This is a genomic window from Schaedlerella arabinosiphila (assembly GCF_003885045.1).
GTDB lineage: Bacteria > Bacillota > Clostridia > Lachnospirales > Lachnospiraceae > Schaedlerella > Schaedlerella arabinosiphila.
In genome coordinates this window covers 5,074,006-5,099,447 of sequence record NZ_RHJS01000002.1, presented here as the reverse complement: position 1 = coordinate 5,099,447, position 25,442 = coordinate 5,074,006, and the positions used below count along the sequence as shown (strand labels likewise).

Genomic DNA, 25,442 nt, shown 5'->3' with positions numbered 1-25,442 from the left:
TTTAAAGGACTTGAAATATAATTCTTAAATGCTAACATCCATCTCTTTTTATAAGTATATCCCAAAAAACTTTGCTTCTCAACAATCTTTTATAAATATTATTTTTTCCACTGTGCAATGCATCAATATCCCGCAATGTTGTGTTTTTATTCTATTTGTGTGGATGATTTGCGGAAAATATGATCAGGTTGATTTTATTTATGGAAGCAGATATACTGTAAACATAATATTTCGCAGGAGGAACAGCTATGGGAATATATTTGAATCCGGATAATGAAGGTTTTTCTACTTCTGTAAGGTCTAAAATTTATATAGATAAAACAGGTCTGATTGATTATATGAATCAGATTCTTGATACGGAGGATAAATTTATCAGTGTCAGCCGTCCCAGGCGCTTTGGAAAATCAATGGCAGCAAAGATGTTGATCGCGTATTATAGCCGTGGCTGCAATTCTCATGAGCTGTTTCAAAATTATGAAATTGCAGAAAAGGATTCCTTTCTGCAGAATTTGAATAAATATGATGTAATTCGGCTGGACATGCAGTTGATCCGCAGTACGGCAATGAACGAAGGATGCCGGGATAAACTGCTTTTTTATCTGCAGGAAAAAGTGATAGAAGAACTGACGCAGGTATATGGAGAATTTTTGACAGGAAAAGAAAAATCCTTAGCAGGCGCTTTTCAGCAGCTCCATGCATCAGGCGGCAAAAAATTTATTGTTATCATTGATGAATGGGACTGCATCTTCCGGGAGGAAAAAGAAAATCGGGAATTACAGGAAGAATATATTACTTTTCTTCGAAGTCTCTTTAAAGGGGCCGCTGCAGAGGAATGTATTCATCTGGCATATATTACAGGAATTTTGCCTATCAAAAAGTATGGGACGGAATCGGCATTAAACAATTTTGATGAATATACCATGATTCATCCAAAAGGGCTGACGGATTATTTTGGTTTTACAGAAGCTGAGGTAGAAGGACTTTGCAGGAAGTATGAGATGGATTTTTCTGAAGCAAAACATTGGTATGACGGATATTTTTTCAAGAGAAAAATTCATATTTATAATCCCAAATCGATTGTACAGGCGATGGTTAATGGCGAATTTGAAAATTATTGGACGCAGACTGAGACCTACGAGGGTTTGAAATCTTATATAGATTTGAATTTTGATGGTTTAAAGGATGCAATCATATATATGATAGGGGGAGGACGATGCGAAATTGACACAGGAGCATTTCAAAATGATATGACTTCTTTTCGGAGTAAAGACGATATACTTACGCTTCTGGTGCATTTAGGTTATCTGGCATATGATAAATGCTGTAAGGAAGTGTATATTCCGAATGAAGAGATTCGGGAAGAATTTATCCGGGCCGTAAGAAACAGCGGATGGGAGAAAATCGTGAATATATTTTCCGATTCCAGAGAATTGTTGGAAGCAACATGGGCTTTGGATTCCGATAAAGTGGCAGAGAAAATTGTATTATAGAAAAAGTTTGAAACAACTTCTGATTTGGTTGAAACAGCAGGCGGCGGGCATGCCTGCTGTTTCGACCGCCTGCCCATAAGCCAATTACAGCAAATTCCGAATCCCCCCGCCTTCTACCTCAGATTTTCCAGATATTCCTCCAGGCAGACCCCGCTCGAAGCAATTTCCCGGGCGGCTTCTTTTCCCACATATCTGTAATGCCACGGCTCATAGATCGTCCCTGTGATCTCCGTCTTGTCCGGCGGATAGCGTCTGATAAATCCGTACTGCCAACTGTTCTCGGCCAACCATGTATAGACCTCATCATCGGAGCTTCCCGCGTTGTCCGCATTGATATCCACCGCGATCCCCAGCTGATGCTCGCTTGTCCCAGGAACAGCCACCCATTGCCTGGCAAGCTCTTCCGCCTCTGCCCCCGGGTATCCCTCGTTTTTATATTCCTCGATTTTTTCGTCCAGCAATTGCTGCTGTTCCTTCTGGGTACGGTAACCCTCCGCTACAAACAGGTGGAGCCCGTTCGCCCTCGCCGCGTCAAACATTTCCTGCAGTTCAGGGTAGATCCGCTCATCAACCTGCTTTCCGTTTGACAGCCGTATCAGCTCCACCTCATACCTCTTCGGAATACGGTGTTTGGAATTTACCAGGATCAGATTCCATCCGCGTTCCAGATCGGCCGTTTCCGCCTCCGACAGCAGGGACGGCAGCTCAAACCTTTCCAACCTGGAAAAGCCCCCCATTGAAATGGTAGCTGAAAACATTTTCGCGGCCAATACGATCACCGCCACAATCAAAAAAATAAGGGCCGCCATAAGTAAATTCCCGTAATATGACCTTCTGTGTCCTCTCACTCTCCGCCTGGCATACTGATTCATCTGCATTTCCTCCGTTTTCTGTAACTAATTTGCACGGCAAACTGATCGCCTGCCCGTCAGCGCTTTCAAACCGCAGACCTCAAATCCGTCTGCCGTTTCAAACCGCTGCATACTTTCTATAATTTATAACGAATGGGAATGATAAAAAGATAGTCGAAAGAATAAGATTTTTTCAGAAACCGAATCCGGCGTATTTTTTCTGCTCCGCCGCCCTTTCACACCGATGCCGCGGAGCATATACACGGCATCGGTGTAGGCCGCCTTTTCTATTTTCTTCTGCAGCGGAACAATATTCCGGCCATGACCAGCAGGACCGCAGCCGCAAACAGGCAGCATTTCTCTTTGAAGCTTCCCATCGACATGGAAAACGGATACAAAAGCTTCAGATATTTCGGCCCGCTTCCGATGGCGGCGATGTAATAGACCATAGGCGCCATATATCCTGCCACAAGATTATCTGCCGCACCGTAAAAACAAACTCCAAGCCCGCCGAAAAACAGCATTTCCGCCAGAGTCCCCAGGAAATATTTTACAGCCGGGAAGGCGCATCCTCCGGCGTACAGCATACACATATAAATTCCCAGAAGGAACGCCAGAAGGATCACATTTCCCAGAAGGCGCACCAGATAAACGGAAGTGCTGCTCACATATTTGGCGCAGACCAGCTCCCGCAGGTTTTGATCCTGCTCCGGAAGAAATACGGGAGTGAGCATAATGATGCCGGTCAGCGCCGCATACCGCTCCAGCACCTTTGCCGTATCCTCCGCCGAAAGGTTTGCCACGCCCATAAGCAGCGGCGAAACGGCGAGCAGAAGGATGCATACGAAAACATGTATGGGAATGTGGTATTTTAAATTTACTTTTTCAATCTGGAAGTATTTTTCCATGCCAAACGATACCGTCCTTTCCGCTTCTGACTATAAATAAAGGTGGTCAGGGCGACAAGCGCCAATGCGAGCACCACATACAGAATCCTGTTTGCCGCAAGCTGCGCGAAGCCCTCCTCAAATCCTGCCCGGTTCAGCTCCGTATTGTGCCGCGGAATCAGGTTCCAGCCGTACATACCGCCGCGGATGGCAGCATCAGCTCCGGTAAGGGCGGAGACAAACCACCACACGCCCTGCACAAGTACCCCCAGCGCCGTATCGGTAAGCTCTGTAAAAAACATTCCCACGGCAGTCACCGCCATGACAGTCGGCATAATCCAGCCCAGGGTATATATTGCAAAAGCCCATAGATCCACGGAAATGCCGATCGCGGAAGCATGTCTGAGACACTCCGTGAGCAGGGGGACAGAAAGCAGCAGCACCGGGATGAGCAGCATCAGCAGCATAGCTGCAAAACGACTGAAAATAATCACGGCGGAGGAGCCTTTTCTGGAATAGACCAGCTCCTGCATCCCGCAGCGCCGGTCCCGCATCCCCCTTGTGACTGCCAGGAATACGGGCAGAATCCCCAGGAAAATCACCATATAATCGCAAAAAAGCCTTGCATATCCTCCGGTCAGCCGGTCTTTCTCTGTCAGATCCTGATATTCCTTCAGAGCGTCTTCATATGTCTTGGGTTCCGAACCTCCCCGACGGTGTTCTCCATAGCTGGAACCGCCGCCCAGAATGCGGTCCGTCTCATCCATCAATTCACAGAAACGGTCATAGGACAGGCCCTGCGCCGGTTTTACAGTCAGAGACATGGCATAGTACATCTGGTTCTCCCCCGAGGCAGCATTTTGGGCCTCATACCATTCCATCAGAAGCTTCCCTGCCTCATCCCGGCCGGAAATCCCGGTGGTTTCCCGCAGGATCTCTTCGATCCTCTGTTCTTCTTTTTCATTCAATGTGACTCTTTTATAGAAACCAATGGGATAGGTGGCAAAGCCGCCCCCGCCATATTCCTGCGTCAGCATTCCCAGAGTGGCTTCCATAATGATATTTTCATCGTCACTGGGCTTATACCCGTAGCTCTCCAGCCCTTTTTCCGGCTCTGGCTCCATTTTCGTGCTTCCAAGCTGGGAGGTATAGTCGAATATCAAAACCAGTACAATGAGCCAGTAGATCAGGCTCCGGGCGGTCTGACGGCATTCCTTGATCAATAACTGTCCGAACATCCGGTTTCACCTCCCCTTCCCTGCATCAGATACATATACGCATCCTCAACGCCCGCGTCGCAGGGCCTGGCGGACGCAAAGGGCTTTTCCTCCGAGAGAAACCGCACCATGACGTTGTTGCCCAGCGTCAGCATACTGGTCACGATACATCGTTGTTTCAGGTCTTCCAGCTCGCTCTTGCTGATCTCCGCCTGGTATACCCTGCCCTCCGCCTGTCCGATCAGCTCCGATACCGTTCCCTGGTAAATGATCTCGCCCCGGTCCAGAACGGCGATATGTTCACAGGTTGCCTCAATATCCCCGACAATGTGAGTGGAAAGGATCACGATCCGGTTCTCCGCGATCTCACACAGAAGATTGCGGAACCGCACCCGTTCCTCCGGGTCCAGCCCGGCTGTCGGCTCATCTACAATGAGCACCTTCGGATCGTGGAGGATGGCCTGCGCAATCCCCAGCCGCCGCTTCATTCCACCGGAAAGCTGTTTCACCTTTTTCCTCCGGCTGTCCTGCAGGTTTACCCGTTCCAGAAGCTCCGGAATCCGCTGCTTCCGCTGTGATTTCGGCAGGCCGGAGAGCACGCCCAGATAATCCATGGCTTCATAAACCGACATATTGGGGTACATGGAAAATTCCTGGGGCAGATATCCCGTGATATTCCTCACCGCCTGGGCATGCTCCACCTTCCTTTTGCAGACCGTGATCTGCCCCTCTGATTTCGGAAGCAGGGTTGAAAGCACCTTCATAAGCGTCGTCTTCCCGGCCCCGTTTCTCCCCAAAAGCCCAAACATCCCGGTCTCAATGGTAAGGTTGATCTCCTTTAGAGCCTGCTTTTTTCCATAAAATTGATTGAGATTCTCTATCTCGATTCTTGCAGTCATAATCCTTCCTGTGCTGCTTGCACCCCGGCGCCCGCAGCCGTCCTCCTGTTCTTTGTTTCTCAGGCGCGGACCGCGGCCGCAGTTTCCTGCCTGGTAAGGATAGGATACAACGCAAATCTCTATATTTTCCCTATAAAAAATTAAGATTTTTTATAGTTTTATTAATTCACAGCAAAAATATCATTGTAGGGAACATCTATTTTTGAAAGGCATGCCTTTAGCCCTTTGTCTGAAGTTACAACTGTTACATCACGGCTATTGTCACGTGCCAGTTTTGCAGTCGCAGCTATCATGGCATCCATAGAAGCAAAATTATGTATCAAGGCATGTGTTATTACATTTTTTGCCTCCGCAACTGTTGTTAAATCGAATGGCTCGATACCCACAGTAAGAAGTTGTGATCTCCCTTCAAAAATATCATCAATGAGTTGCAGCCATGCCTTAATTCGCTTTTTATTCCATTTTTTTCGAGGCGCTGTATATCTGTTGTTTTGACAAATATGCCCTTCCGGAGAAATTTGACAATTGCATTGAGAAACGCTTCCACTAGACCCTCTCGCATATTTTCCTAATACTGAAATAATTTCAACTTCAGTAATAGAAGAAACAATCAGCTTTGTATTTTTCAGCGTAGTAACCAAATCAACTGACACACCTTGTTCACGTGCCTCAGGGTTCATAGCTTTCAGCAAATTATAAAAAGCATTTGTGTCCAGTAAAAATTCTTGATTCATAGTTTACCTCTGTATTTTTTACACAATTTATTCTTCTGCATTAGGAATATCCTTTAATAATGCTGAAATCGTTTCATCATTAAGGGGTGCTATTTTCTCTTTAATTGCACTGATTAATTCCGCCAAGTCAGCTTTTGGCCCTTTGTTGATATAGCCATCTATTCCAATATTTGCCAATTTCTTTATATCGGCAAATTCTGTATAATTAGTATAGATAATTACATCAATAAAAGGATCTTGTTTTCGGATTTCGCTAAGTACCTCATCTCCGGAAAGTCCCGGCATTTTTAAATCAAGAAGAATTAAGTCGTAGTTATTGGATTTTAATTTTTCCAATCCAGACTCGCCATCGGATGCAATATCCGCTGAAATATCATCTAAAGCCAACGCTTCTTTTACGGCTTCTGCTGTAGCAGTCTCATCTTCGATTATTAGAACTCGGTTCATGATTTTCCTCCTCAATAGGTATTCTGATTATGAATTCTGCGCCCTCTTTAAACTTATGATTTAACTGTATTGTACCCTTATACATTTTCAAAATATTCCATACGACAAATAATCCAAGACCCTCACCACCATTTCCAGAAGTAGGATCTTTTGTGGAGAAAAAGGGTTCAAATATCTTTTTTCTGTATTTCTCTGGTATTCCGGAACCATTATCAGAAAAAACTATCCATATAGTATTCTTGACTATTGAAATTCTGATGTCAATTTTTCCTTTGCTTAAAATAGACTGCATAGAGTTCAGCACCAAATTATAAAATATCTGGGAAAACTGAATTCTATCGCCAAACAAGCTGACTTTGGAGTCCTCTCGGAAGCTATACGTAATCCTGCTTTGGATTAGGCGATCTGATAAGTCAGTAAATACTTGTTTAATACAATCGTTGACACTGAAAAACTCTTGTACGCTTTTACTTGATACAATTGGCCTGAAGCGGTCAAGCATAGAGCCAATACGCTCAGTTTGAGCCAGGATCGTAACAAACAGCTCCTGTATTTCATCCATAGTTCCTAGTCCGCGTTCTATACGTAACTGTTGCAGCTGTACTTTATAGCGGATATTTGTGATTGGCTGCCCTAATTCATGCGAAAAACCTTTAAGCAAATCTCGTAGAGCCAGCATCTGACGGTTATGCTCTTTTTCAGAAACAAGGTCTTTTACCCGCTGCCACACAATCTGTTCAGATTCAAGCTGCTCCTCGCTGCGATCTTGACGTTGATGTTTTTTTTCCTCTGTACGTTTTCGATCAAGGAGATTTTGTATATGTTCAGATAGAATTTGCGCATCCTCAAAACGGTCAAACGTGAGATAAAAATTATAAAGAGTTCTTGCAATAGGGATGCTACTCTCTGCGCTATTACGCATTTTCTTGAGCGTTTTATCCAATAACTCGATGTTACCAATGCTGTCAAAGTAATGCACAAGTTCATATTGAATGTTGAAATCGCTTTTTTCGATAAGTTCTTCATCAATCACAAGGGTCTGTTCAGCATAATGATAATTCTGCTGCTTACGGCTCATCCGTAAGAGAGTACGGATCAAAGTTGGATTGGGTGACTCCTGCCTTGCAATTATTTTTTCCACAAGCTTTTGTGCTTCTAAATATAGTGATTTCTTTTCTGCCACCGAAATAAGATATTCTTTTGTTTTTGGATTTGCATAGTAACTCTCTTGGCGTATTTGATGAAAAATGATGGAACACACGTCGTTAGTAGAAGCCGACTTAATAAACCTTTTTATCTCACCAAGATTATAATCACTTTCACTTTTGTGCAGTATAGATTTCAAATAATCGTCAACAACAAACATATCACCAAATGTCTCCACCAATAGTTGATGAATGTTAGGCGCTACTTCTTTATTTTTGATTGCATTGATGATTTTCTCGTTAAACTGAACGCATACGTCTGCGGCAGCTTCAGAGTTAAATTGCCTGTAAAAACGAGCAAATGCTTTAAAATGCTCAGGCTTCTTTGATAGACGTTTTAAGTGGTCTAAATACGCTTGGGAAGCAGCCACATAGTTTTTTTCTTGAAAGTACAAATCGCCCAATACTTTATAGAAAAAATTATCTTCCGAATAGGCAAGTATGGCATCATGACAGCATTCAATTGCCGCAGGTAGATTGCCCTCAAATCTCAGCTTACTTATTTCATTAAAGCACTGCTTCGACGAATACAACATATTACACACCTCTTTTCAAGCCGCTTTTACTGGAGTGGATACTGAAACTGCACAATAAAATGGCTGTTTTCAGTATACCACAAGCTTCTTACCGATGTCTATTATGACCTCATCAATACCAACCCAATAAATTCACCACGTTGTGCTTTCATATCTAAAATCACCTCAACTTTCTTTTTTTGTTTCAATGGATGACACCCGAAACGAAGCGGTAACAATCCCGCCCCCCTGTATACTGTTTGCCACGTCCAGGGTTCCGCCATGCTTTTTGCATAATTCCCGGCAGATGTGGAGACCGATGCCGAAATGCTCGTCCGGCCCGCCGGCTTCCGGCTCTTTGTAATAGGGCTTTGTTGCCCTGTCCAACTGCGCTTCGGAAAATCCCGGGCCGTCATCCCGCACAGCCAGGGACCATTCCTGCCGCCGGGGATCATAGTCGGACAAGACTTCGATCCGTTTTCCGGCGTAGCGTATGGCGTTGGAAAGCAGATTTTCCAATACTTCCATGACTAAATTGTCGTCCATATACGGACAGTCTGAAGAAGATTCTTCCCCGGCAGGAGCGCCAGGTCCGCCAAGGGGTTCCCCGACTTTTTCAGCAAGAGTGCCGGCCCCGCGAAATCCCGTTTCCTCTGTCCAATCCCGATCGTTTCTGCAGCGCATATTTTTTTTATAAAGGATCTCCACGTCCCGCACCTGGTTCAAAGCAAAAACAACCGCTTCTATTTTCCGGTCCATGCTCTCAAATGAAGTTTTCTCCGGTACGAACGGAACCTCCTCGATGCTGCGGATTCCTTTCATGGTGCGGCTGTATTCTTCCAGGCGTTTCAGGTGCTCCGCCATCAGCTCCAGCGTGGCCTGCAGCTTTTCCTGGCTGATCTTTCCCTCCGGAATATATCTTGCCAGAAAATCCGTGTAGCCGCGAAGTACGGTCAGAGGAGTCCGCAGATCGTGGGCAAAGGCGGCGTTTAATTCCTTCTGCCGTTCAATGAGCCGCCACATTTCTTTCTTGTCACGGAGCAGCTCCGTCCGCATCTCTTCCACCGAATCGCAGAGCTTTCCCAATTCGTCGCGGCTTTCATAGGCAACGTGGAAATTCAGGTCATTGCCGCCTATTTTTTCTACGCTGCCTTCCAGGATGGAAAGCGGGCGGGCAAGCCGTTTTTTGTAAAACAGGAAAATAGCCAGGATAATACCGGGAAACGCATAAAGAAATGGGCACCATGCCCGTAAGAATTTGACAAACAGCAGAATGGCTGTCTCCGGCTCAATGAATGTAATGTCCCAGTATATGTGCAGCAAATCTTTTTCATAAAGCATAGCCTCCGCGATTTTCGTTTCCCCCAGCTTTTCCCAGATCCCGGCCTCCCACTGCAGGCAGAAGTTCATCGTCAGATAAGACAGTCCCCACACAACGGCGGCAACCACCAGGATATACGCAATCATCGCTTTTCTAAAAGAAAGATTCCGGATATACGCAAACAGATTTTGTGCTTTTTCTTCTACCCAATCCATCGGTATCCCACCCCCCATACGGTTTCAATATAGGCCCTGTCCGTGTATCCCGCAAGTTTTTTTCGGATTCTGCGGATGTGCTCCATGACAATGCTGCTGTCCGCGGTCCCCTCCAGGCCCCTGACATTTTCATAGAGCTGTTCCTTGCTGAATACCTGCATCGGATGCAGTGACAAAAATGCCAGAATCCCAAATTCCGTCTTTGTAAATGTGATCGGCTGCTCTCCAAAATATACGCCGGTCTCTTCATAATGAATGGCAAGCCGGTCAAATATTTTTACGGTGCCTTCGGATTTTTTGCGGCGTTCCCGCCTTAGATGGGCTTCCACCCTTGCCCCCAGCTCGTCAATGCTGAACGGTTTCAGGATATAATCGTCCCCGCCGGACAGAAGGCCCCTGATCCGGTCTTTCTCTTCGATCTTCGCGGTCAGAAAAAGAATGGGGCAGGACACATGGGCGCGGATGCGTTCGCACACCTCAAATCCGTCCAACATCGGCATCCCCACATCCAGAAGGATCAGATCCGGTTTTGAGGAAAGCTTTTCCAGCGCTTCAAGCCCATTGGCCGCCTCGATGACCTGGTATCCCTGTATTTCAAAAAAATCCCGGATCAGCCGGATGATACCCGGCTCGTCGTCGGCAATCAGGATTTTTCCTTTGAAGTCCTCTTCGTGACACATGTCCATTTTCCGTCCGCTCCTCATTCATAATATTTCTTGATGTTCTCCCTTAATTCCTCAAATAATGGGTAATATACCTTTATTATATCCTGAAATTTTTCAGCCGCAAATGTCCCGTCATAATCGTGAGCAAGCTGGTTTCTAACCCGGAGCATCTGCATCCATAGGTCATCCGCAATGATACGGTTTGTAAATGCCTGCTGCAGGGTTTCCCTCGGTGATCCAACTGCAAAGTCGAGAATTTCAAGCTTCTTTATCAAAATATCTTTCATCACCTTCCATGCAATATCGAAGGTCAGGTTAAAATTCAGTACGGTACCTTCCAGCACAAAATCGGCTTTCGGATCGGCTCTCAGACTCTTCTCCAGATTGCTCAGGCTTTTGCAAAATGTACGATAGCGGTTAATAAATTTGTTTTCCATATGCTTTTATATCCTCCAGCAGAGTTTGCTTTACATATTGCGGCAACTTTTTCAATCAATTCAGTAATAGGCATTTTATCCGTCTCCCGTCTGCATGATTATCTCAACATGCTTCATTATTATATCTTTCCCTCATTTTTACATAAGGCTGCCTCAATGAATAAATTAACATAACTAAACTGATTTTACAACATGATGTGCTGACAACCATATTTTTTTATCCAGATATTATGGCAAAATGTTACTTTATTTGCCGGACGCCGTGCAGCAGGGTTCACGATGCCGTGTGAACAGTAACCAGATCGGTGTCGCTGTTGACACCCTGACCGTGAGTTCATATTAACGGCAGCCAGAGATAAATGAATCGTTATAGATTCCGGCAGCTTCCTGTAAAACACATATCAAAAACGCAAATAAATCTCTATCAAACACATAAATGAAACAGCTTCAAAAACACAAAGCAGGTTATATCAAAAATGCAAAGCAAAATACCTCAAAAACATAAATTCATATATATCAAAAGCGCAAAACAGAACATAACAAAGACACAAATCAAAATATCTCAAAAACATAAAACAAAACACCTCAAAAACGCAAAACAGAATTGACTGAATAAAAGGCAGGTGGTATTATAAAAATATAAAATAATATGTCTGTCTGAGAAAAATAATAGAAAACGAGGGATCGCATGGAGAATTATATCAATCGAATCGTGGATGCAGAATTAGGCTTACGTTTGGAGGCATTTGGAGCCACCTTGATCGTTGGCCCAAAATGGTGCGGGAAAACGACAACAGGAGAACAAAAGGCAAAAAGCGTTATTCGGATGCAGGACCCTGACATGCGTGAGGGATATCTTGTAACTGCAAATACAAAGCCCTCTTTATTGTTAAAGGGTGAAAAGCCCCGGCTGATTGATGAGTGGCAGGATGCACCTGTCCTCTGGGACTCGGTCAGAATGGAAGTGGACAGACAGAAACAGGAAGGATTATTTATTTTGACAGGCTCAACTTCCGTAGATAACAGCCAGATTCTGCATACAGGAACCGGGAGGATCACCAGGTTAAAAATGTACCCCATGAGCCTGTATGAATCCGGGGAATCCAATGGGCAGATATCCGTCAGTGAATTATTCGAAGATCCTTCTCTTGACATTGATGGAATCATGTCCGATATGAAAATCGAAGATTTAATCTATGCGGCTTCCAGAGGCGGCTGGCCGGCAACACTCCGAAAAAAAAGCGAAGCGATCGCATTACTTACGGCGAAAGATTATGTAAATAATATTTGCGAATCTGATATTTCTACCGTAGACGGAATACAGAGAAATCCCGAATGGGCACGGATCATCCTGCGTTCCTATGCCAGAAACATTTCAACGCTGGCTAAAAAAACAAACATATACAAAGACGTTTCCGCAAATGCAGACAGCATGTCCATGGCAACAATGGATAGTTATATCAATGCTATGGAACGTTTATTTGTGCTGGAAGATTTGGAAGCATGGTGCCCGGCAATCAGATCGGCAACGGTAATCCGTGCGGGCAAAAAGCGGGAGTTTGTCGATCCTTCTATCGCAATCGCGGTATTGGGCCTGACTCCGGATGCACTGCAGCTGGATTTAAAGACGTTTGGCTTCCTTTTTGAATGTCTCTGCATTCGCGACCTGAAAATATATTCTCAGGCTTTGGGAGGGCGGATATCCTATTATCATGACCGCTATGGGTTGGAGGCTGATGCAGTGCTCCATTTGGACAATGGAAAATACGCGCTGATTGAATTTAAGCTTGGAAGCCGGGAAATTGAAGAAGGTGCTGCACATTTGCTGCAGTTAAAGGAACTGATCCGAAAATATAACGAAAAAGAACAGCAATGTAAGCTCCGGGAGCCTGATTTATTGATGATTATAACTGGGGGCAATATGGCCTATACCAGAGAGGACGGGGTGAAAATCATTCCTATCGCGTGTCTGAAAAATTGAAGCATAGACACTGTTTTTGAAATTCCGCGGATACATCCGGCTCCTTCCCGCAGATAACCTTCACACAAGCCGGATTCTAATACAGTGCACGTCCGGTCAGGGTGTGCACTGTATCATATATTTCATTCAAAATATCCGCAGATACTTCCCTGCTGAATGATATGGGTTCTTGCTTTCCTGAGAACCTTTCGTTTGAAAGAGGACGCTTTCAAGTCCAGCCTGCAGTCCAACGCATACACTGTAAAACGATATTGGTGTTTTTTTCCTTTCGGCGGTTTTGGGCCCGCATAGCGGTGAAATCCGTACCCGATCCCTTGTACCGCCCCCTGCAGGGAAGGGATCGTTCTCCCCGCCGGAATCGCTTTGCCGATTTTATCTGCCGCCGGAATATTCCAGATAACCCAATGGGTAAAATCTTTGATCGGATGGCTCAGATCCTCAAGGGTGATCATGAGAGTAACCGCGTGCGCAGACAAATTTTTTATCACAAATTCCGGTGAAATATCTTCGCCCCGTCCTGTATTTTCTACAGGAAATCTTCCCCCGTGTTCCAGTCCTGTACATTCAAATTCCAAATTATGATTCTTCATTTTTTCCTCCATCTGTTACTATTCACAGTCAGATTCGTCAAGCGAAGCTTGTAAGAAGCTGATTAACAGTTTTTATCTGACTGGAATCAGTCACTTCGGCTGTATAGCTATTATGCCAATACTGTTCCATACAGCAGGAGACAGCCTTGAACTGTAGTAATTTTAATTCCCCCGAATTCGGGGGAATTAAATCACTTTAAGACCTTTGTAATTTGCTCTTCTAAAATAGACATCTGATGTATGGCAATTTTGTTAAGTTTTATTAAACGTTCTTTTTGGTTCACCCCATCTTCAATCAGTACTGCATTGATGTTTTCCATATTTGAAAGGCATATCAATTCATTTATGCTCGCATAATCTCTGATATTACCCTTTTTGTCAGGATTCTTATCCCGCCATTGTTTCGCTGTCATGCCAAATAATGCCATATTGAGCACATCAGCTTCTGATGCATAAATGATAGAAGTCTGCTGTGGCGTAAGTTCTGACGGAATAAGATTAACTTTGATTGCATCAGTATGTATCCAATAGTTTATTTTTGCCAATTCCCTCTTAGCACTCCATCCAAGTAAAGCCTGTTCTTCTTTCTTTAACCTCTCAAATTCCTTGATAAGGTACAATTTAAACTGCGGAGATACCCAGCTTGCAAATTCAAACGCAATATCTTTATATGCATATGTTCCACCATATTGGTTAAAGAGATATAATCATCTTCTTCAATCTGTAAGACTTGTATCTCTGTTCCGTCAACATTTAGTTTTCCCATATAAAATCCTTTCATCTATACGGTCTATAATTTATTAACTTGCCCTAAATTCTCCGCTTCCCTGGACATACTCTTCGAAAATATCATTTCATAAGGATCGCTGCCCAGCCGAAAGCCGCCCACGGCCTCATACCCAAGTTTGAAATAAAAATGCTGTGCATATTCGTTTGCCTGGGTTGAAGTCAGAAGCGTTTTATATCTCTGCCGTTTCATTTCCTCCTCCCAAAATATGACGATCTGCCTGCCGATTCCCCTTCCTCTGTAATTTTCCAAAACATACAGCATGTTCATAAAGGGGATACTGTCCCAGAACAGATTGTATCTGAGCCATCCCATAAACTGATCGTTTTCTTCCGCAATATAAATATGATCCCGCAATATGGAATTTTTGATTTCTTCATCTGAAATATGTCTGTCATATTGAATGAGCAGATCTAAATCTTTGTTTTCTGCAAACCTGATCACCATATTCTTTTGTCCCATCTAAATACATATTATCAAATCGCTCCATTTTGAAAATTATACCCAAGGGCACCCCATCATGGCCATTCGGCCGGTCATAAGGTATAAAATCCCGGTGAATATCTGCGCTCAGTCAGCTCCGAACCGCACTTCACAGTCTTTCCGGAAGAAAGCGATTCCATAGCAGTCAATCTTTTTATACCCCTCCGAACGCAGCTCTTCCTTGTAGTCCTTTTCATATATTTGCTGCAACGCTTTTTCCGCATCGTCTTCCAGATCATCGATACATGCGGACACTTTTACCTCCACGACAAACGACCTGCCCCGCAGGGACGGGCTTTTTACCATTATATCAGAACGGCCCTTTCCGGATTCCCGGTTCGACTTTACAAAATAATTCTCGCTTTGACTCAAAATACCGGTCAAAAAACCATGATAATAATTTTCTGCGTTATCGAAAAAACTAATCGTACTAAAAAGCTGCCCGTTTAAAATATCCCTTACCCTCTCTGCATTTCCCTCTTCCATCGCGCGGTACAGGTCATGATAATTCTCTTTCTTTATCATTTCCTTCATCCAGTTGAGAATGGTATTTTCATAAATCGTCATTACTTCCGTATTGGGGATGCGAACCTTCAAGAAAATATACTTATCCTTAAAATACTCGCTTTCCTTTGTCAGATACCCTGTAAAATAAAGGAAATTCCATAAATTTTCACTGCTGCCGCGCATATCTTCATAGGTTACCTCTTCATGCACCTGAATATCCAGCGTCTTTCCGCTCAAAAGTACTTCAATCTGCCCCTTCGTTTCCCTGTCTGCCCTTACGATCAGATCCTTTATAATATCATTCGAGCTGGTATTGATCCAGTAAGGGTGAGGAAAGGCATTGATATCCGAACACAAATCATACAGGAACTTTATGACACTCCAGGGATTGTAAACCTCAACAGATCCAAATCTATAGCCATCGTACCATTCTTTCATTGCCGAAAAACGCTTTTCTACCTGATAATACTTCATCATCTGTAATACTTCCGGCTCCGTGAATCCAAAATGTTCACTATATTTTTTGTCAAGTACAGAAATGATATTCAAATGATTCAATCCTGTAAATATGCTTTCCTTTGAAATCCGCAGACACCCGGTAATCACGGCAAACCGCAGGAAATCATTTGTTTTTAAAGCTGATTCAAACAAAGAGCGGATAAAATCTGCCATCTGTTCATAGAATCCTCTGAAATAAGCATTTTCCAGCGGAACATCATATTCATCAAGCAAAATAACCGTCTTCTTCCCGGCTGCTTCATAAAGACATTTACTCAAAAATTTCAATGCGCCGGAATAGTCGTCATATTCTGCCGTTCCGTTTGCGATTTTATGATATAAGCTTTTCGCATCATCGTCTATTTTATCGCTTTCCAGTATATAGGAATGCCTTTTAAATTCATCGGCGATTTCAAGTTTCATCTTGCTGTATGCAGATTCAAAAACCGGCTGCTTTGCTGATTTCAAGGTCAGGTTGATCACCGGATACATTCCCATCTGACCGGTATACTTTTCTCCGGCATCCATGATCTTCAAATTCCGGAAAAGCTCTTTATTCCGCACGTTTTTTCCTGCGTCCCCGGTATCCTCAAAAAAGTAGCGGAGCATGCTCAGATTCAATGTTTTTCCAAATCGTCTGGGACGGGTAAACAAGTTCACTTCCCCTTTCAGATCCAGCAGTTCTTTAATCATCATCGTCTTATCGATGTAACAATAGCCCTCTGTTATTATTTTTTCGAAATTATCAACACCTACAGGCAACGGTTTTTTCATCATTTTCACCTCCCTGAAGCCTTGCTTCTCTAACACGGCTCACAGTTCTTCGCCGTTATACCCTCAAAATCATTATTTATAACTGTTCAGAACGGCAGTCCGCAAACCCGTCTGCTGCGCTCAGTCAGCTCCGAACCGCACTTCACAGTCTTTCCGGAAGAAAGAGATTCCATAGCAGTCAATTTTTTTATACCCCTCCGAACGCAGCTCTTCCTTGTAGTCCTTTTCATATATTTGCTGCAACGCTTTTTCCGCATCGTCTTCCAGATCATCAATACATGCGGACACTTTTACCTCCACGACAAATGACCTGCCCCGCAGGGACGGGCTTTTTACCATTATATCAGAACGGCCCTTTCCGGATTCCCGGTTCGACTTTACAAAATAATTCTCGCTTTGACTCAAAATACCGGTCAAAAAACCATGATAATAATTTTCTGCGTTATCGAAGAAACTAATCGTACTAAAAAGCTGCCCGTTTAAAATATCCCTTACCCTCTCTGCATTTCCCTCTTCCATCGCGCGGTACAGCTCATGATAATTCTCTTTCTTTATCATTTCCTTCATCCAGTTGAGAATGGTATTTTCATAAATCGTCATTACTTCCGTATTGGGGATGCGAACCTTCAGGAAAATATACTTATCCTTAAAATACTCGCTTTCCTTTGTCAGATACCCTGTAAAATAAAGGAAATTCCATAAATTTTCACTGCTGCCACGCATATCTTCATAGGTTACCTCTTCATGCACCTGAATATCCAGCGTCTTTCCGCTCAAAAGTACTTCAATCTGCCCCTTCGTTTCCCTGTCTGCCCTTACGATCAGATCCTTTATAATATCATTCGAGCTGGTATTGATCCAGTAAGGGTGAGGAAAGGCATTGATATCCGAACACAAATCATACAGGAACTTTATGACACTCCAGGGATTGTAAACCTCAACAGATCCAAATCTATAGCCATCGTACCATTCTTTCATTGCCGAAAAACGCTTTTCTACCTGATAATACTTCATCATCTGTAATACTTCCGGCTCCGTGAATCCGAAATGTTCACTATATTTTTTGTCAAGTACGGAAATGATATTCAAATGATTCAATCCTGTAAATATGCTTTCCTTTGAAATCCGCAGACACCCGGTAATCACGGCAAACCGCAGGAAATCATTTGTTTTTAAAGCTGATTCAAACAAAGAGCGGATAAAATCTGCCATCTGGTCATAGAATCCTCTGAAATAAGCATTTTCCAGCGGAACATCATATTCATCAAGCAAAATAACCGTCTTCTTCCCGGCTGCTTCATAAAGACATTTACTCAAAAATTTCAATGCGCCGGAATAGTCGTCATATTCTGCCGTTCCGTTTGCGATTTTATGATATAAACTTTTCGCATCATCGTCTATTTTATCGCTTTCCAGTATATAGGAATGCCTTTTAAATTCATCGGCAATTTCAAGTTTCATCTTGCTGTATGCAGATTCAAAAACCGGCTGCTTTGCTGATTTCAAGGTCAGGTTGATCACCGGATACATTCCCATCTGACCGGTATACTTTTCTCCGGCATCCATGATCTTCAAATTCCGGAAAAGCTCTTTATTCCGCACGTTTTTTCCTGCGTCCCCGGTATCCTCAAAAAAGTAGCGGAGCATGCTCAGATTCAATGTTTTTCCAAATCGTCTGGGACGGGTAAACAAGTTCACTTTTCCTTTTAAATCTAACAGTTCTTTTATGAACATTGTTTTATCGACGTAATAATATCCGCTTTTCAGCATTTCTTCAAAGTTTTCTATTCCTATCGGCAGCACATTCTTTTGTTTCATTCCAATGCCCATATTCCTGCCCCTTCCGCATATAATTAGATTCATCAACTTCCTTTGCAATATATATCCATTGTATACGAATCTCCATATAAAATGCAATCACCATTTTTATGCAGCAAAGATATTCATTGCTGTCATTTTTCACAGGGATTTTGTAACAGACAAAAATCGGGCGGAATACATTGATTTTCTGAGCAACCTGCTGAAAGACCAGCCTTACGTAGAACTGTGCTTGAAATCCTGGAATTTGCGCATAATACAGAAGTCCCTTTACTGACGTATAATCATGAAACGGATCTGACTGCCATAGTGAATCTTGTATACCTTGCCGCCAGAGATTTTTACCGGATTGAACGTGAGGATAAATCAGGGATCGGGTACGTGGATTACATTTTTTATCCGGAGATTGACAGACATGCGGATGGGATCATTCTGGAATTGAAGGTAGATCGTACGCCGGAAGAGGCGATCCAGCAAATCAGGGATAAAAAATATGCGTTAAAATTTGAAGGAACGCTTGGAGAAGAAAGCAGGTATACAGGAAGAATCCTCGGGGTTGGGATTGCTTATGACAGAAAGACAAAGGTGCATGGGTGCAAAATCGAAGTGCTGAGGGAGTCTCTGTAACCAGGAATTTCGACGAAAGACTTTCCAGCTTCGCAGTTAGATGCTCTTTGAGCATCTAACTCTTTTTACTCCGCTGCATTCTCCAAAATCCCCGCAGAAATACCGTCTCCCCCGCAGCTGCCCCCGCCGCCCACTGCAGTGTCCGGGCAAATTCTTTCCATATCGGGAAATCCGGTATTTTTTTCTCTGACCAAATCAAAAGCCGACACGACGCCCCCAGCTTTTTTCCGTATTCCGTCCAAAATTCAAAGTCCGACCATTTTGTGGGAATCATATCCTCAGGAATCTGCACTCCCCGGATCAGCACCAGGATTCCCCCGGCCAGCACCAGATACAGCAGAAATGTCCAGATTATTTTTTCCATCCTGTCAGCCCGCTCGGACCGCCTGGCTGTCCGCAGCATTTCCGCGCAATAATACGCCAGATAGATCCACAATATACAAGGAATCAAAAAACAGGCACTTTGGGTGACCCAGACAAGCACCCTGCTCTCCATTCGTTTCCAGCCGCCGCATAACTGCTGATAGCTTTCCTCCGTCTTACCGATTTCTCCCGACCTGCAGTTCACTGCCGCGCGGTCAAAATTGCATGGATCATTTTCTCCTGCTTCACAGACCAGAAATACCTCCCTGCTCTCGATCACATCCAGTACTTCCAGTGTCCTCCCCTGCGCTTCTACCGTAAGTCCCCGGGTATCCTTCCCGCCGAACAGCTTACCGGACAATGCACTGCTGAGCAGGCAGCCGTACCGGGACTCCGCATCCAGCACGGCATAGCCCGGAAACAGCAGATCCGACCGTCCGCAGAGAAACAGCGCGCTGCACTCTTCCGCCGTTCCAAGGCCTGGCGCAGATACCTGCACCCCGTCTGTCTGCGTCCAGTTCACATATTCCAGGGGATGCTCCCGTTTCTGGTTCTCTTCCCAGACAGACCTGGCTCCTGCGTAGTCCAACGCACCCTTCTGGCCGGGAGACACAAACTCCAATTCAGACATCTGCAGCTTTACGAACTCTGCAGAGCGGACCGCATTTGCAAAACACAGCAGAGTGACGACGCCGAAAAAGAAAAACAGACACCATTCTCTCCATTTTTTTCCGCCCCCGGTTTCAATCCGTTTCATGGTCCACCTTCACCCTGCTCCCTTCCTCCAGGGTACGGGAGGATTCTGTTATCACCTCCTGCCCGGATGAAATCCCTTCCACCGCAGCATACGTTTCATTTTTCTCCAGCAATTTCACACTGACCTGGCGCACCACCCATTCTTCCCCCAGAATCGTAGACCTTTTCTCAGCCACATTTACATAATACTGATCTCCTGACATCAGATGAAGCGCCTCTGCCAAAACACAGGAATCATAATCGCTTACCTGTGCTTCCACCTTCAAAACTGCCGGTTCCCCGGCCGAAAAAAGCTCCGATGATAAATGAACCGTCACCCTAAAACTGCCTCCCGGCTGCTGCGTGGCTGCGGCTCCTGCTTCCATGCCGCCTGCTGCGCTGCCGGACATATTGCTGTCCGCTATCGTCTGAATGGTTACCCGCTCTGCGGCGGCCTGCTGCCCGGGCAGAGCGTTTTCAGCCGTCACAACCGCCTGCGTGCCCTCCCGGATATATTTCCGCATATCTTCGGAAAATGTCACGGTCAGGCTTGCTCCGCCTGAAAGATCCGACAGCAGGATATCTCCCCCTCCCGACGTCGTGCTGCCCGCCTTCACGCCTACTTCCGTCACCATTCCCTTTGACGGAGCCGTCACTCTGCCCTGGACATCCATCAGAGCCTGCAGCCTGGCAATCTCCTCCTCCTTCTGCCCGCGTGTAATCCGGCTTTGCTCCACGGAATAATCCTTTGCCTCTCCCAGATTCGCCGAATCCAACGCCTTCTGCGCCTGATACAAAGACTCGTCCCTGGTTTGCACGGCCTGGTCAAACGCCGCCTGCTTCTCCTGCACGGCGGCGAGAAGTTCCTCCGCTGTCTGATTGGAATCCGGCTGGACAACGCCCGCCTGATCCGAGTTTGACGAACCGCTGTACAGCTCGGCAGCGCCTGTCTGCGAGGAACCTGCAATAAAATTCTGATATACCTCCTGTGCCTGCCGCAGTTCAGCCTGCGCCCCGTCCACCGCCGCATTTTCCCTGGCCGCAGTACGGTTATAATCCTCCTGTGCCTGGGACAATATCAACTGACGGCTTTTCTCTGAAAATGCTACTGACTCCGCAGCCCCCTGGATCTGCAGGTCAAGAGAATACAACTCCTGTTGCTTCTCTTTCATTTTCTCCATCAAATCCTGCAGATCCACCTCAAACAAGAGCTGCCCGGCCTCCACAGCCTGGCCCTCCGTGACATGCACCGTTTTCACCCGCAGGCTTTCCTCCGCAGATACGGCGATTTCCTCCCGGCCGGTCACAGTCCCCCGGGCCGACACATCCGGGGTAAATGTCTGAGGCTCCGGTTTTTTCGTAGAAACCTGGGCAGTACTCATATTGTAGGCAGTTCTGGAAATGATTGTAAACAGGATCATCAATCCCAAAAGTAAAACACCTGCCTTCATCATCCTCTGTCTCATCTCTCCACCTCACCCATCCTGAGCAGCTTTCTCGTGCGGGCAATTCCCATAATACGCCTGAATCCCCTGCTCCAAAAAATCATATCCGGCCAAAAATACCCAGATTGCAGGAAGCAGCGCAAACACCGACGCCGCAAATGCCGCCCCCGCTGTCTCCGACGTAATCTGTGGCTGAAACATAGACAAGGGCCACAAGGACGGCGTTTTTAAAAATGCCATTGGCTGTTCCAGCATATTCCAGCATTCCAGAAACTGCAGCACCAGCGCCGAGATGATCCCGGCCTTTCCAAGGGGCAGACCGATCCGGAAAAAAATCGCCCCTTCCCCGGCTCCGTCAATCCGCGCCGCCTCCAGCAGCTCCTCCGGTATCTCCCTGAAAAACTGGCAGATGATAAACACCGGAAGGGTGGAAAAAATCCCCGGAAGGATGACCGCCCCCATCGTATTCATAAGCTGCATCTGCCGGATCACCAGATAATCCGAAAGCATCATCACCTGAAACGGCATCATCATCATAACGATATATAAAAAGAACAGCCCTCTGTGAAACCGGAACCGGTACCTGGCAAATCCCCATGCCGCCGGAATACTAAATAACACCTGCCCAAGCAGGATTCCGACTGTAATCTTCATGGAACTCCAGAACATCACAAAAAAATCCGGAGTATCAAAGATCAGTTCCACATAGGATCGAAGCGTCGGCTGAAACGGAATCCATGACCAGGACGCAAAGCCCCCGCCCCCTGCAAATATCGCCCTCAGATTTTCCGCCGCCTCCCCCTGTCCCATCAAAGCCCCTGTCAGCAAAAAAATAATCGGATAGCAGCAGACAAAAGCCAGCGCCCCCAGAAAAAATGACAGCATCACACTTCCTCCCCTTCCCATTTCCTCCAAAACAGACACACCAGAATAAGCAGCACCGTCCCGCTGAGCACCGCGCCTGCTGCCATCTTATCCACATCCAGGTTCCGATACCAGTTATTAAACAAATGCTGCAGCATATAAATGCTCTCATCCGGATAATCTCCTGCCACCAGATACGCCTCCCGGAACACCTTAAAGGAATTGATCAGCGACAGCACCGTGATCGTAAAAAGTGCAGAGAACAGGTTGGGGATTGTAATCCGGAAAAATATCACCCATTCCCCCGCCCCGTCCATCCGCGCCGCCTCGTTGATCTCCGCCGGAATCCCTTCCAGCGCCGCGATCCAGAGTATGACGCTGTAGCCCAGGTTTTTCCATACATAGCTGAACACCAGGACTGCAAAGGCATACTTTGTATTCATCCAGTCCGTCCCCGGGATTCCAAACAGGTTCAGAAACCCGTTCAAAAACCCTTGTTTCGCAAAAATGCACTGCCAGAGCAGTACCACCGACGCCACCGGAATTGCCATAGGGATCAGTAGTCCGCTCTTAAACCACCTTCCCCCCGGGACCCCTTTCTGCAGGGGCACCGCCAGCATCAGTGAAAATACAACCAAAACCGGAACGCTGACCGCCATCATTTTTCCCGTATTCGCCGCCGCAAGCCGAAATGCCGGGTTGCCCAGCACCAGGCGGAAATTTTCGATTCCGGTAAATTCTCCCGTCAGTGTCCGGACAAATGACCTGCGGATCACATCCAGATACGGGACTGCATAAAATACCAGCACCCCCATAAGGCTGGGAAGGACAAACACCAGTCCCCACCGCTCTCCAACCCCCGGCGCAGCCCTGCGGCATCCTTTTCTCTTTCTACTCATTTATTTTCTCTTTCTACTCATTTAAGTACAGGTTCACCTCTCTGCAGACATCCGCCGCCGCGCTCTTCGGATCTTTCCCATCGAACACACAGGCATCCGCCTGCTCCATCACCTTCTGCATCACCACCGCGTCGTCCTTCACCCGGGTATCAAGCCCCTCGAAAAATGTGATCAATTCCTCCAGCTCCGCAGGCGTCAGCTTGTACAGGTCCATGATCTCATCCGGGGTATATTTTCTGGATACCCGGCCCGCATATTCACCATTTTCCGAAACATACCTTTCTCCTCCCAGTACATCCCGGACAATGGAAATATCCGGAAGCTCCTGCTTTTTCTGTACCTCCCCGGACAAACAATATTGAAGAAACTGCCTGGCCGCATCTGGATTTTTTCCGCCGCGGTTGATTCCGATCACGTCCCTCGCTATAAAATGATTTCCTTTTTCCCGGTTCAAATATTGGTATGACAGATTTTTTTCCTTACATACGGAGAGGGTTTTCATATAATTTCCAAGATCTCTGATCCTGCCGATCCCCGCCTGCGCCTTATCAAAATAAATATCCAGCTCCGGGTCAAATAGCGCGTCCGGATACTGTTTCGCCCAATAGGTCATTTTGTCATATGCGCTGAAAATTTCCCTCTCCCCGTCTGAAAAGCACAGCCCGGCGATGGTTTCCAGGTCGCGGTAATAATCCGAAAGCTTCTCCTCGTCCGCCGTTTCCTCCAGAATACCGGATACAGCAAACAATTGAACTGCAGCTTCCGCAAGATTTTCCGATGACAAAAACGGGATTCCAACACCAGACTTCGTCCGCAAAATCTCCATCAGCTCGTCCCGGTTTTTTGCTTCCAGCACATCCGCGTCTCCCAGGATCACCGGCACGTTGAAATACGTAGGTATCTGGTAAATTGTATTTCCTTCGTTGCAGGCAGAAATCACATTGTAAAAATATTTTTCTTTCTCCGGCTCCACGATTTCCGTCACATCCTCCAATATCCCTTTTTCCCGGTAGCTGTCCCCGGGCAGTCCGTCCAGAATCAGAATATCCGGTCCTTCTCCTGCCATCAGCTCCGTATTCAGAGTCCGAACCGCATCCGTGAGCGTCACACTGTCCTCCCCGGTACAGCCTGTTTCATAAATGACCTCCAGCTCCGGATATTTTTCCTGAAAAAAGGTAGCCGCATACCGGATGGAACTTGGCTTCAGGCTGTAGATTCGCAGTTTGTCCTTTGAAGCCTGCTTCTCCTGCTTCCGGATTCCCCTGTCAAACCGATATAGTCTCGGTTTTTGTGATATGGAGTCCCAAACGGTCATGACAATTTTATCTTCCGAATCATTTACCGCAAATGAAGTCAGTAACCCAACATCATGGATCAGACCGTTTTTTTCATTCGGATTCATCAGTTTATCATACAAGTCTCTCTCGATCAGAAGGCTGAACTTGTCCTCCACCAGATCATAGCGTCCAATCCCGTCCCCATAGATATAAAGGACTGTCCCGCTGCTGTCCAGCGCGATCTCTCCCCCTGCAAAATCCGCCGCAGTTTTCATGTATTCCAAAAGCTCCGGGTTGTCCGGCTGCCTGCGCTCCATTTCCGTCAGGTCATAGAACTCTGCACGTAACTGCTGGTATTCATCGTTGAAAACCGTAACCGCCAATGTATTTGCCGAAACGGCTGCGTTGTAAAATCTTTCGCCTTTCTCCGCATGGATTTCTTTTGTTTCTGTTCCCTTCCCGCCCTGTAAAATCAGTTTCGTTTCACTATAGGCATACTGGATTCCCTCTGCGGAATAATATTTCCCGGTATATTCATATTCCTGTCCCGTTGTCAGACTCATATCGGCATCCGCCGCCTGCCAGCTTTCCCCGTTGTCCCTGCTGTCCAATACCTGTGCATTCTCATATTCCTGATCCATCACCGAAAGCCGCAGCGTCCCGTCCGCCAGATATTTTAACGCGCCGCTCCACGCCGCACCGTCCAGGTTTTGAAGCTCCGTCCGATTCCAGGCCTCCTCTCCGGACACCCCATCCTCCGCAGCCCCGCCTTCCTGCCCCTGTTCCCCCGCAGCCCCGTCTTTTCCTGCACCGGTGCTGCCTTTTAAGGAACAAGAACATATAAAAGCCGCTATAAAAAATACCAAAAGTCCTGATATTTTCCTCTTCAAACTAATTCCTCCTTTGTAACC

The 25,442-nt window shown here is 45.9% G+C and carries 22 protein-coding genes and 1 pseudogene; 3 read left to right on the top strand and 20 right to left on the bottom strand.

The annotated features are described in order from the left end of the window. Positions 1-248 precede the first annotated feature (248 nt). A complete protein-coding gene (locus tag EBB54_RS24155; protein ID WP_125129305.1) occupies positions 249-1,490 on the top strand; it encodes an AAA family ATPase in 1,242 nt (413 codons plus the stop codon). A 113-nt stretch (positions 1,491-1,603) separates the two neighbouring features. On the opposite strand, the gene EBB54_RS24150 is transcribed toward EBB54_RS24155, so the two are convergent. The 10 genes from EBB54_RS24150 to EBB54_RS24105 all read right to left on the bottom strand — a co-directional run bounded on the left by EBB54_RS24150 (position 1,604) and on the right by EBB54_RS24105 (position 10,883). Continuing rightward, entirely contained in the window at positions 1,604-2,248 is a 645-nt protein-coding gene (locus tag EBB54_RS24150) for a M15 family metallopeptidase (protein WP_408640808.1), read from the bottom strand. 380 nt (positions 2,249-2,628) lie between these two features. Next, on the bottom strand, positions 2,629-3,249 hold the full coding sequence (locus EBB54_RS24145) for a hypothetical protein (protein ID WP_125129303.1): 621 nt from the start codon (positions 3,247-3,249) through the stop codon (positions 2,629-2,631). Continuing rightward, a complete protein-coding gene (locus tag EBB54_RS24140) occupies positions 3,219-4,466 on the bottom strand; it encodes an ABC transporter permease (RefSeq protein WP_125129302.1) in 1,248 nt (415 codons plus the stop codon). Before EBB54_RS24140 ends, EBB54_RS24145 begins: the two co-directional genes overlap by 31 nt. Further along, a complete protein-coding gene (locus tag EBB54_RS24135; protein WP_125129301.1) occupies positions 4,448-5,344 on the bottom strand; it encodes an ABC transporter ATP-binding protein in 897 nt (298 codons plus the stop codon). The genes EBB54_RS24140 and EBB54_RS24135 overlap by 19 nt, the downstream gene beginning before the upstream one ends. 161 nt (positions 5,345-5,505) lie before the next feature. Beyond that, positions 5,506-6,078 (bottom strand): PIN domain-containing protein, encoded by a 573-nt coding sequence (locus tag EBB54_RS24130; RefSeq protein WP_004073526.1) that lies wholly within the window; start codon positions 6,076-6,078, stop codon positions 5,506-5,508. 27 nt (positions 6,079-6,105) lie between these two features. Continuing rightward, positions 6,106-6,525: a response regulator transcription factor gene (locus EBB54_RS24125; protein ID WP_125129300.1), complete on the bottom strand. Its 420-nt coding sequence runs from the start codon at positions 6,523-6,525 to the stop codon at positions 6,106-6,108. Next, positions 6,497-8,266 (bottom strand): sensor histidine kinase, encoded by a 1,770-nt coding sequence (locus EBB54_RS24120; RefSeq protein ID WP_125129299.1) that lies wholly within the window; start codon positions 8,264-8,266, stop codon positions 6,497-6,499. Before EBB54_RS24120 ends, EBB54_RS24125 begins: the two co-directional genes overlap by 29 nt. 165 nt (positions 8,267-8,431) lie before the next feature. Continuing rightward, a complete protein-coding gene (locus tag EBB54_RS24115; protein ID WP_125129298.1) occupies positions 8,432-9,781 on the bottom strand; it encodes a sensor histidine kinase in 1,350 nt (449 codons plus the stop codon). After that, a complete protein-coding gene (locus EBB54_RS24110; protein WP_125129297.1) occupies positions 9,769-10,467 on the bottom strand; it encodes a response regulator transcription factor in 699 nt (232 codons plus the stop codon). The genes EBB54_RS24115 and EBB54_RS24110 overlap by 13 nt, the downstream gene beginning before the upstream one ends. Positions 10,468-10,481: 14 nt before the next feature. Further along, positions 10,482-10,883, bottom strand: a complete 402-nt coding sequence (locus EBB54_RS24105; protein ID WP_004073518.1) for an HI0074 family nucleotidyltransferase substrate-binding subunit — start codon at positions 10,881-10,883, stop codon at positions 10,482-10,484. A gap of 688 nt (positions 10,884-11,571) precedes the next feature. Here EBB54_RS24105 and EBB54_RS24100 point away from each other — a divergent pair. Beyond that, positions 11,572-12,864, top strand: coding sequence for an ATP-binding protein (locus EBB54_RS24100; protein WP_004073516.1), 1,293 nt, complete (start codon positions 11,572-11,574; stop codon positions 12,862-12,864). Between the two features lie 122 nt (positions 12,865-12,986). Here the strand turns inward: EBB54_RS24100 and EBB54_RS24095 are convergent, their stop codons facing one another. The 5 genes and pseudogenes from EBB54_RS24095 to EBB54_RS24075 form a co-directional block, all read right to left on the bottom strand. Next, entirely contained in the window at positions 12,987-13,454 is a 468-nt protein-coding gene (locus EBB54_RS24095; protein WP_125129296.1) for a YbhB/YbcL family Raf kinase inhibitor-like protein, read from the bottom strand. Positions 13,455-13,645: 191 nt separating this feature from the next. Further along, positions 13,646-14,146 (bottom strand): annotated as a pseudogene (locus tag EBB54_RS24090) (KilA-N domain-containing protein); the annotation flags it as partial. 98 nt (positions 14,147-14,244) lie between these two features. Continuing rightward, positions 14,245-14,703 carry a GNAT family N-acetyltransferase gene (locus tag EBB54_RS24085; protein ID WP_243127794.1) on the bottom strand — a complete coding sequence of 153 codons (459 nt, stop codon included), beginning with the start codon at positions 14,701-14,703 and terminating at the stop codon, positions 14,245-14,247. Between the two features lie 108 nt (positions 14,704-14,811). Continuing rightward, complete coding sequence (locus EBB54_RS24080; protein WP_193554410.1) at positions 14,812-16,503, bottom strand: AAA family ATPase; 1,692 nt, start codon at positions 16,501-16,503, stop codon at positions 14,812-14,814. 120 nt (positions 16,504-16,623) lie between these two features. After that, entirely contained in the window at positions 16,624-18,321 is a 1,698-nt protein-coding gene (locus EBB54_RS24075) for an AAA family ATPase (RefSeq protein WP_125131010.1), read from the bottom strand. A gap of 309 nt (positions 18,322-18,630) precedes the next feature. Between EBB54_RS24075 and EBB54_RS24070 the strand changes: the two genes are divergently transcribed. Continuing rightward, positions 18,631-18,948 carry a PD-(D/E)XK nuclease domain-containing protein gene (locus EBB54_RS24070; RefSeq protein WP_330554599.1) on the top strand — a complete coding sequence of 106 codons (318 nt, stop codon included), beginning with the start codon at positions 18,631-18,633 and terminating at the stop codon, positions 18,946-18,948. 55 nt (positions 18,949-19,003) lie between these two features. Here the strand turns inward: EBB54_RS24070 and EBB54_RS24065 are convergent, their stop codons facing one another. From EBB54_RS24065 to EBB54_RS24045, 5 genes are read right to left on the bottom strand one after another with little or no spacing between them, the layout of a single operon-like run. Then, positions 19,004-20,068: a hypothetical protein gene (locus tag EBB54_RS24065; RefSeq protein WP_125129292.1), complete on the bottom strand. Its 1,065-nt coding sequence runs from the start codon at positions 20,066-20,068 to the stop codon at positions 19,004-19,006. Further along, on the bottom strand, positions 20,055-21,512 hold the full coding sequence (locus EBB54_RS24060) for an efflux RND transporter periplasmic adaptor subunit (RefSeq protein ID WP_125129291.1): 1,458 nt from the start codon (positions 21,510-21,512) through the stop codon (positions 20,055-20,057). The genes EBB54_RS24065 and EBB54_RS24060 overlap by 14 nt, the downstream gene beginning before the upstream one ends. Before the next feature lie 9 nt (positions 21,513-21,521). Next, positions 21,522-22,376, bottom strand: coding sequence for a carbohydrate ABC transporter permease (locus EBB54_RS24055; RefSeq protein WP_125129290.1), 855 nt, complete (start codon positions 22,374-22,376; stop codon positions 21,522-21,524). Next, positions 22,376-23,254, bottom strand: coding sequence for a carbohydrate ABC transporter permease (locus EBB54_RS24050; RefSeq protein ID WP_125129289.1), 879 nt, complete (start codon positions 23,252-23,254; stop codon positions 22,376-22,378). Before EBB54_RS24050 ends, EBB54_RS24055 begins: the two co-directional genes overlap by 1 nt. Positions 23,255-23,267: 13 nt before the next feature. Beyond that, on the bottom strand, positions 23,268-25,421 hold the full coding sequence (locus EBB54_RS24045; RefSeq protein ID WP_125129288.1) for an extracellular solute-binding protein: 2,154 nt from the start codon (positions 25,419-25,421) through the stop codon (positions 23,268-23,270). Positions 25,422-25,442: the final 21 nt, after the last annotated feature.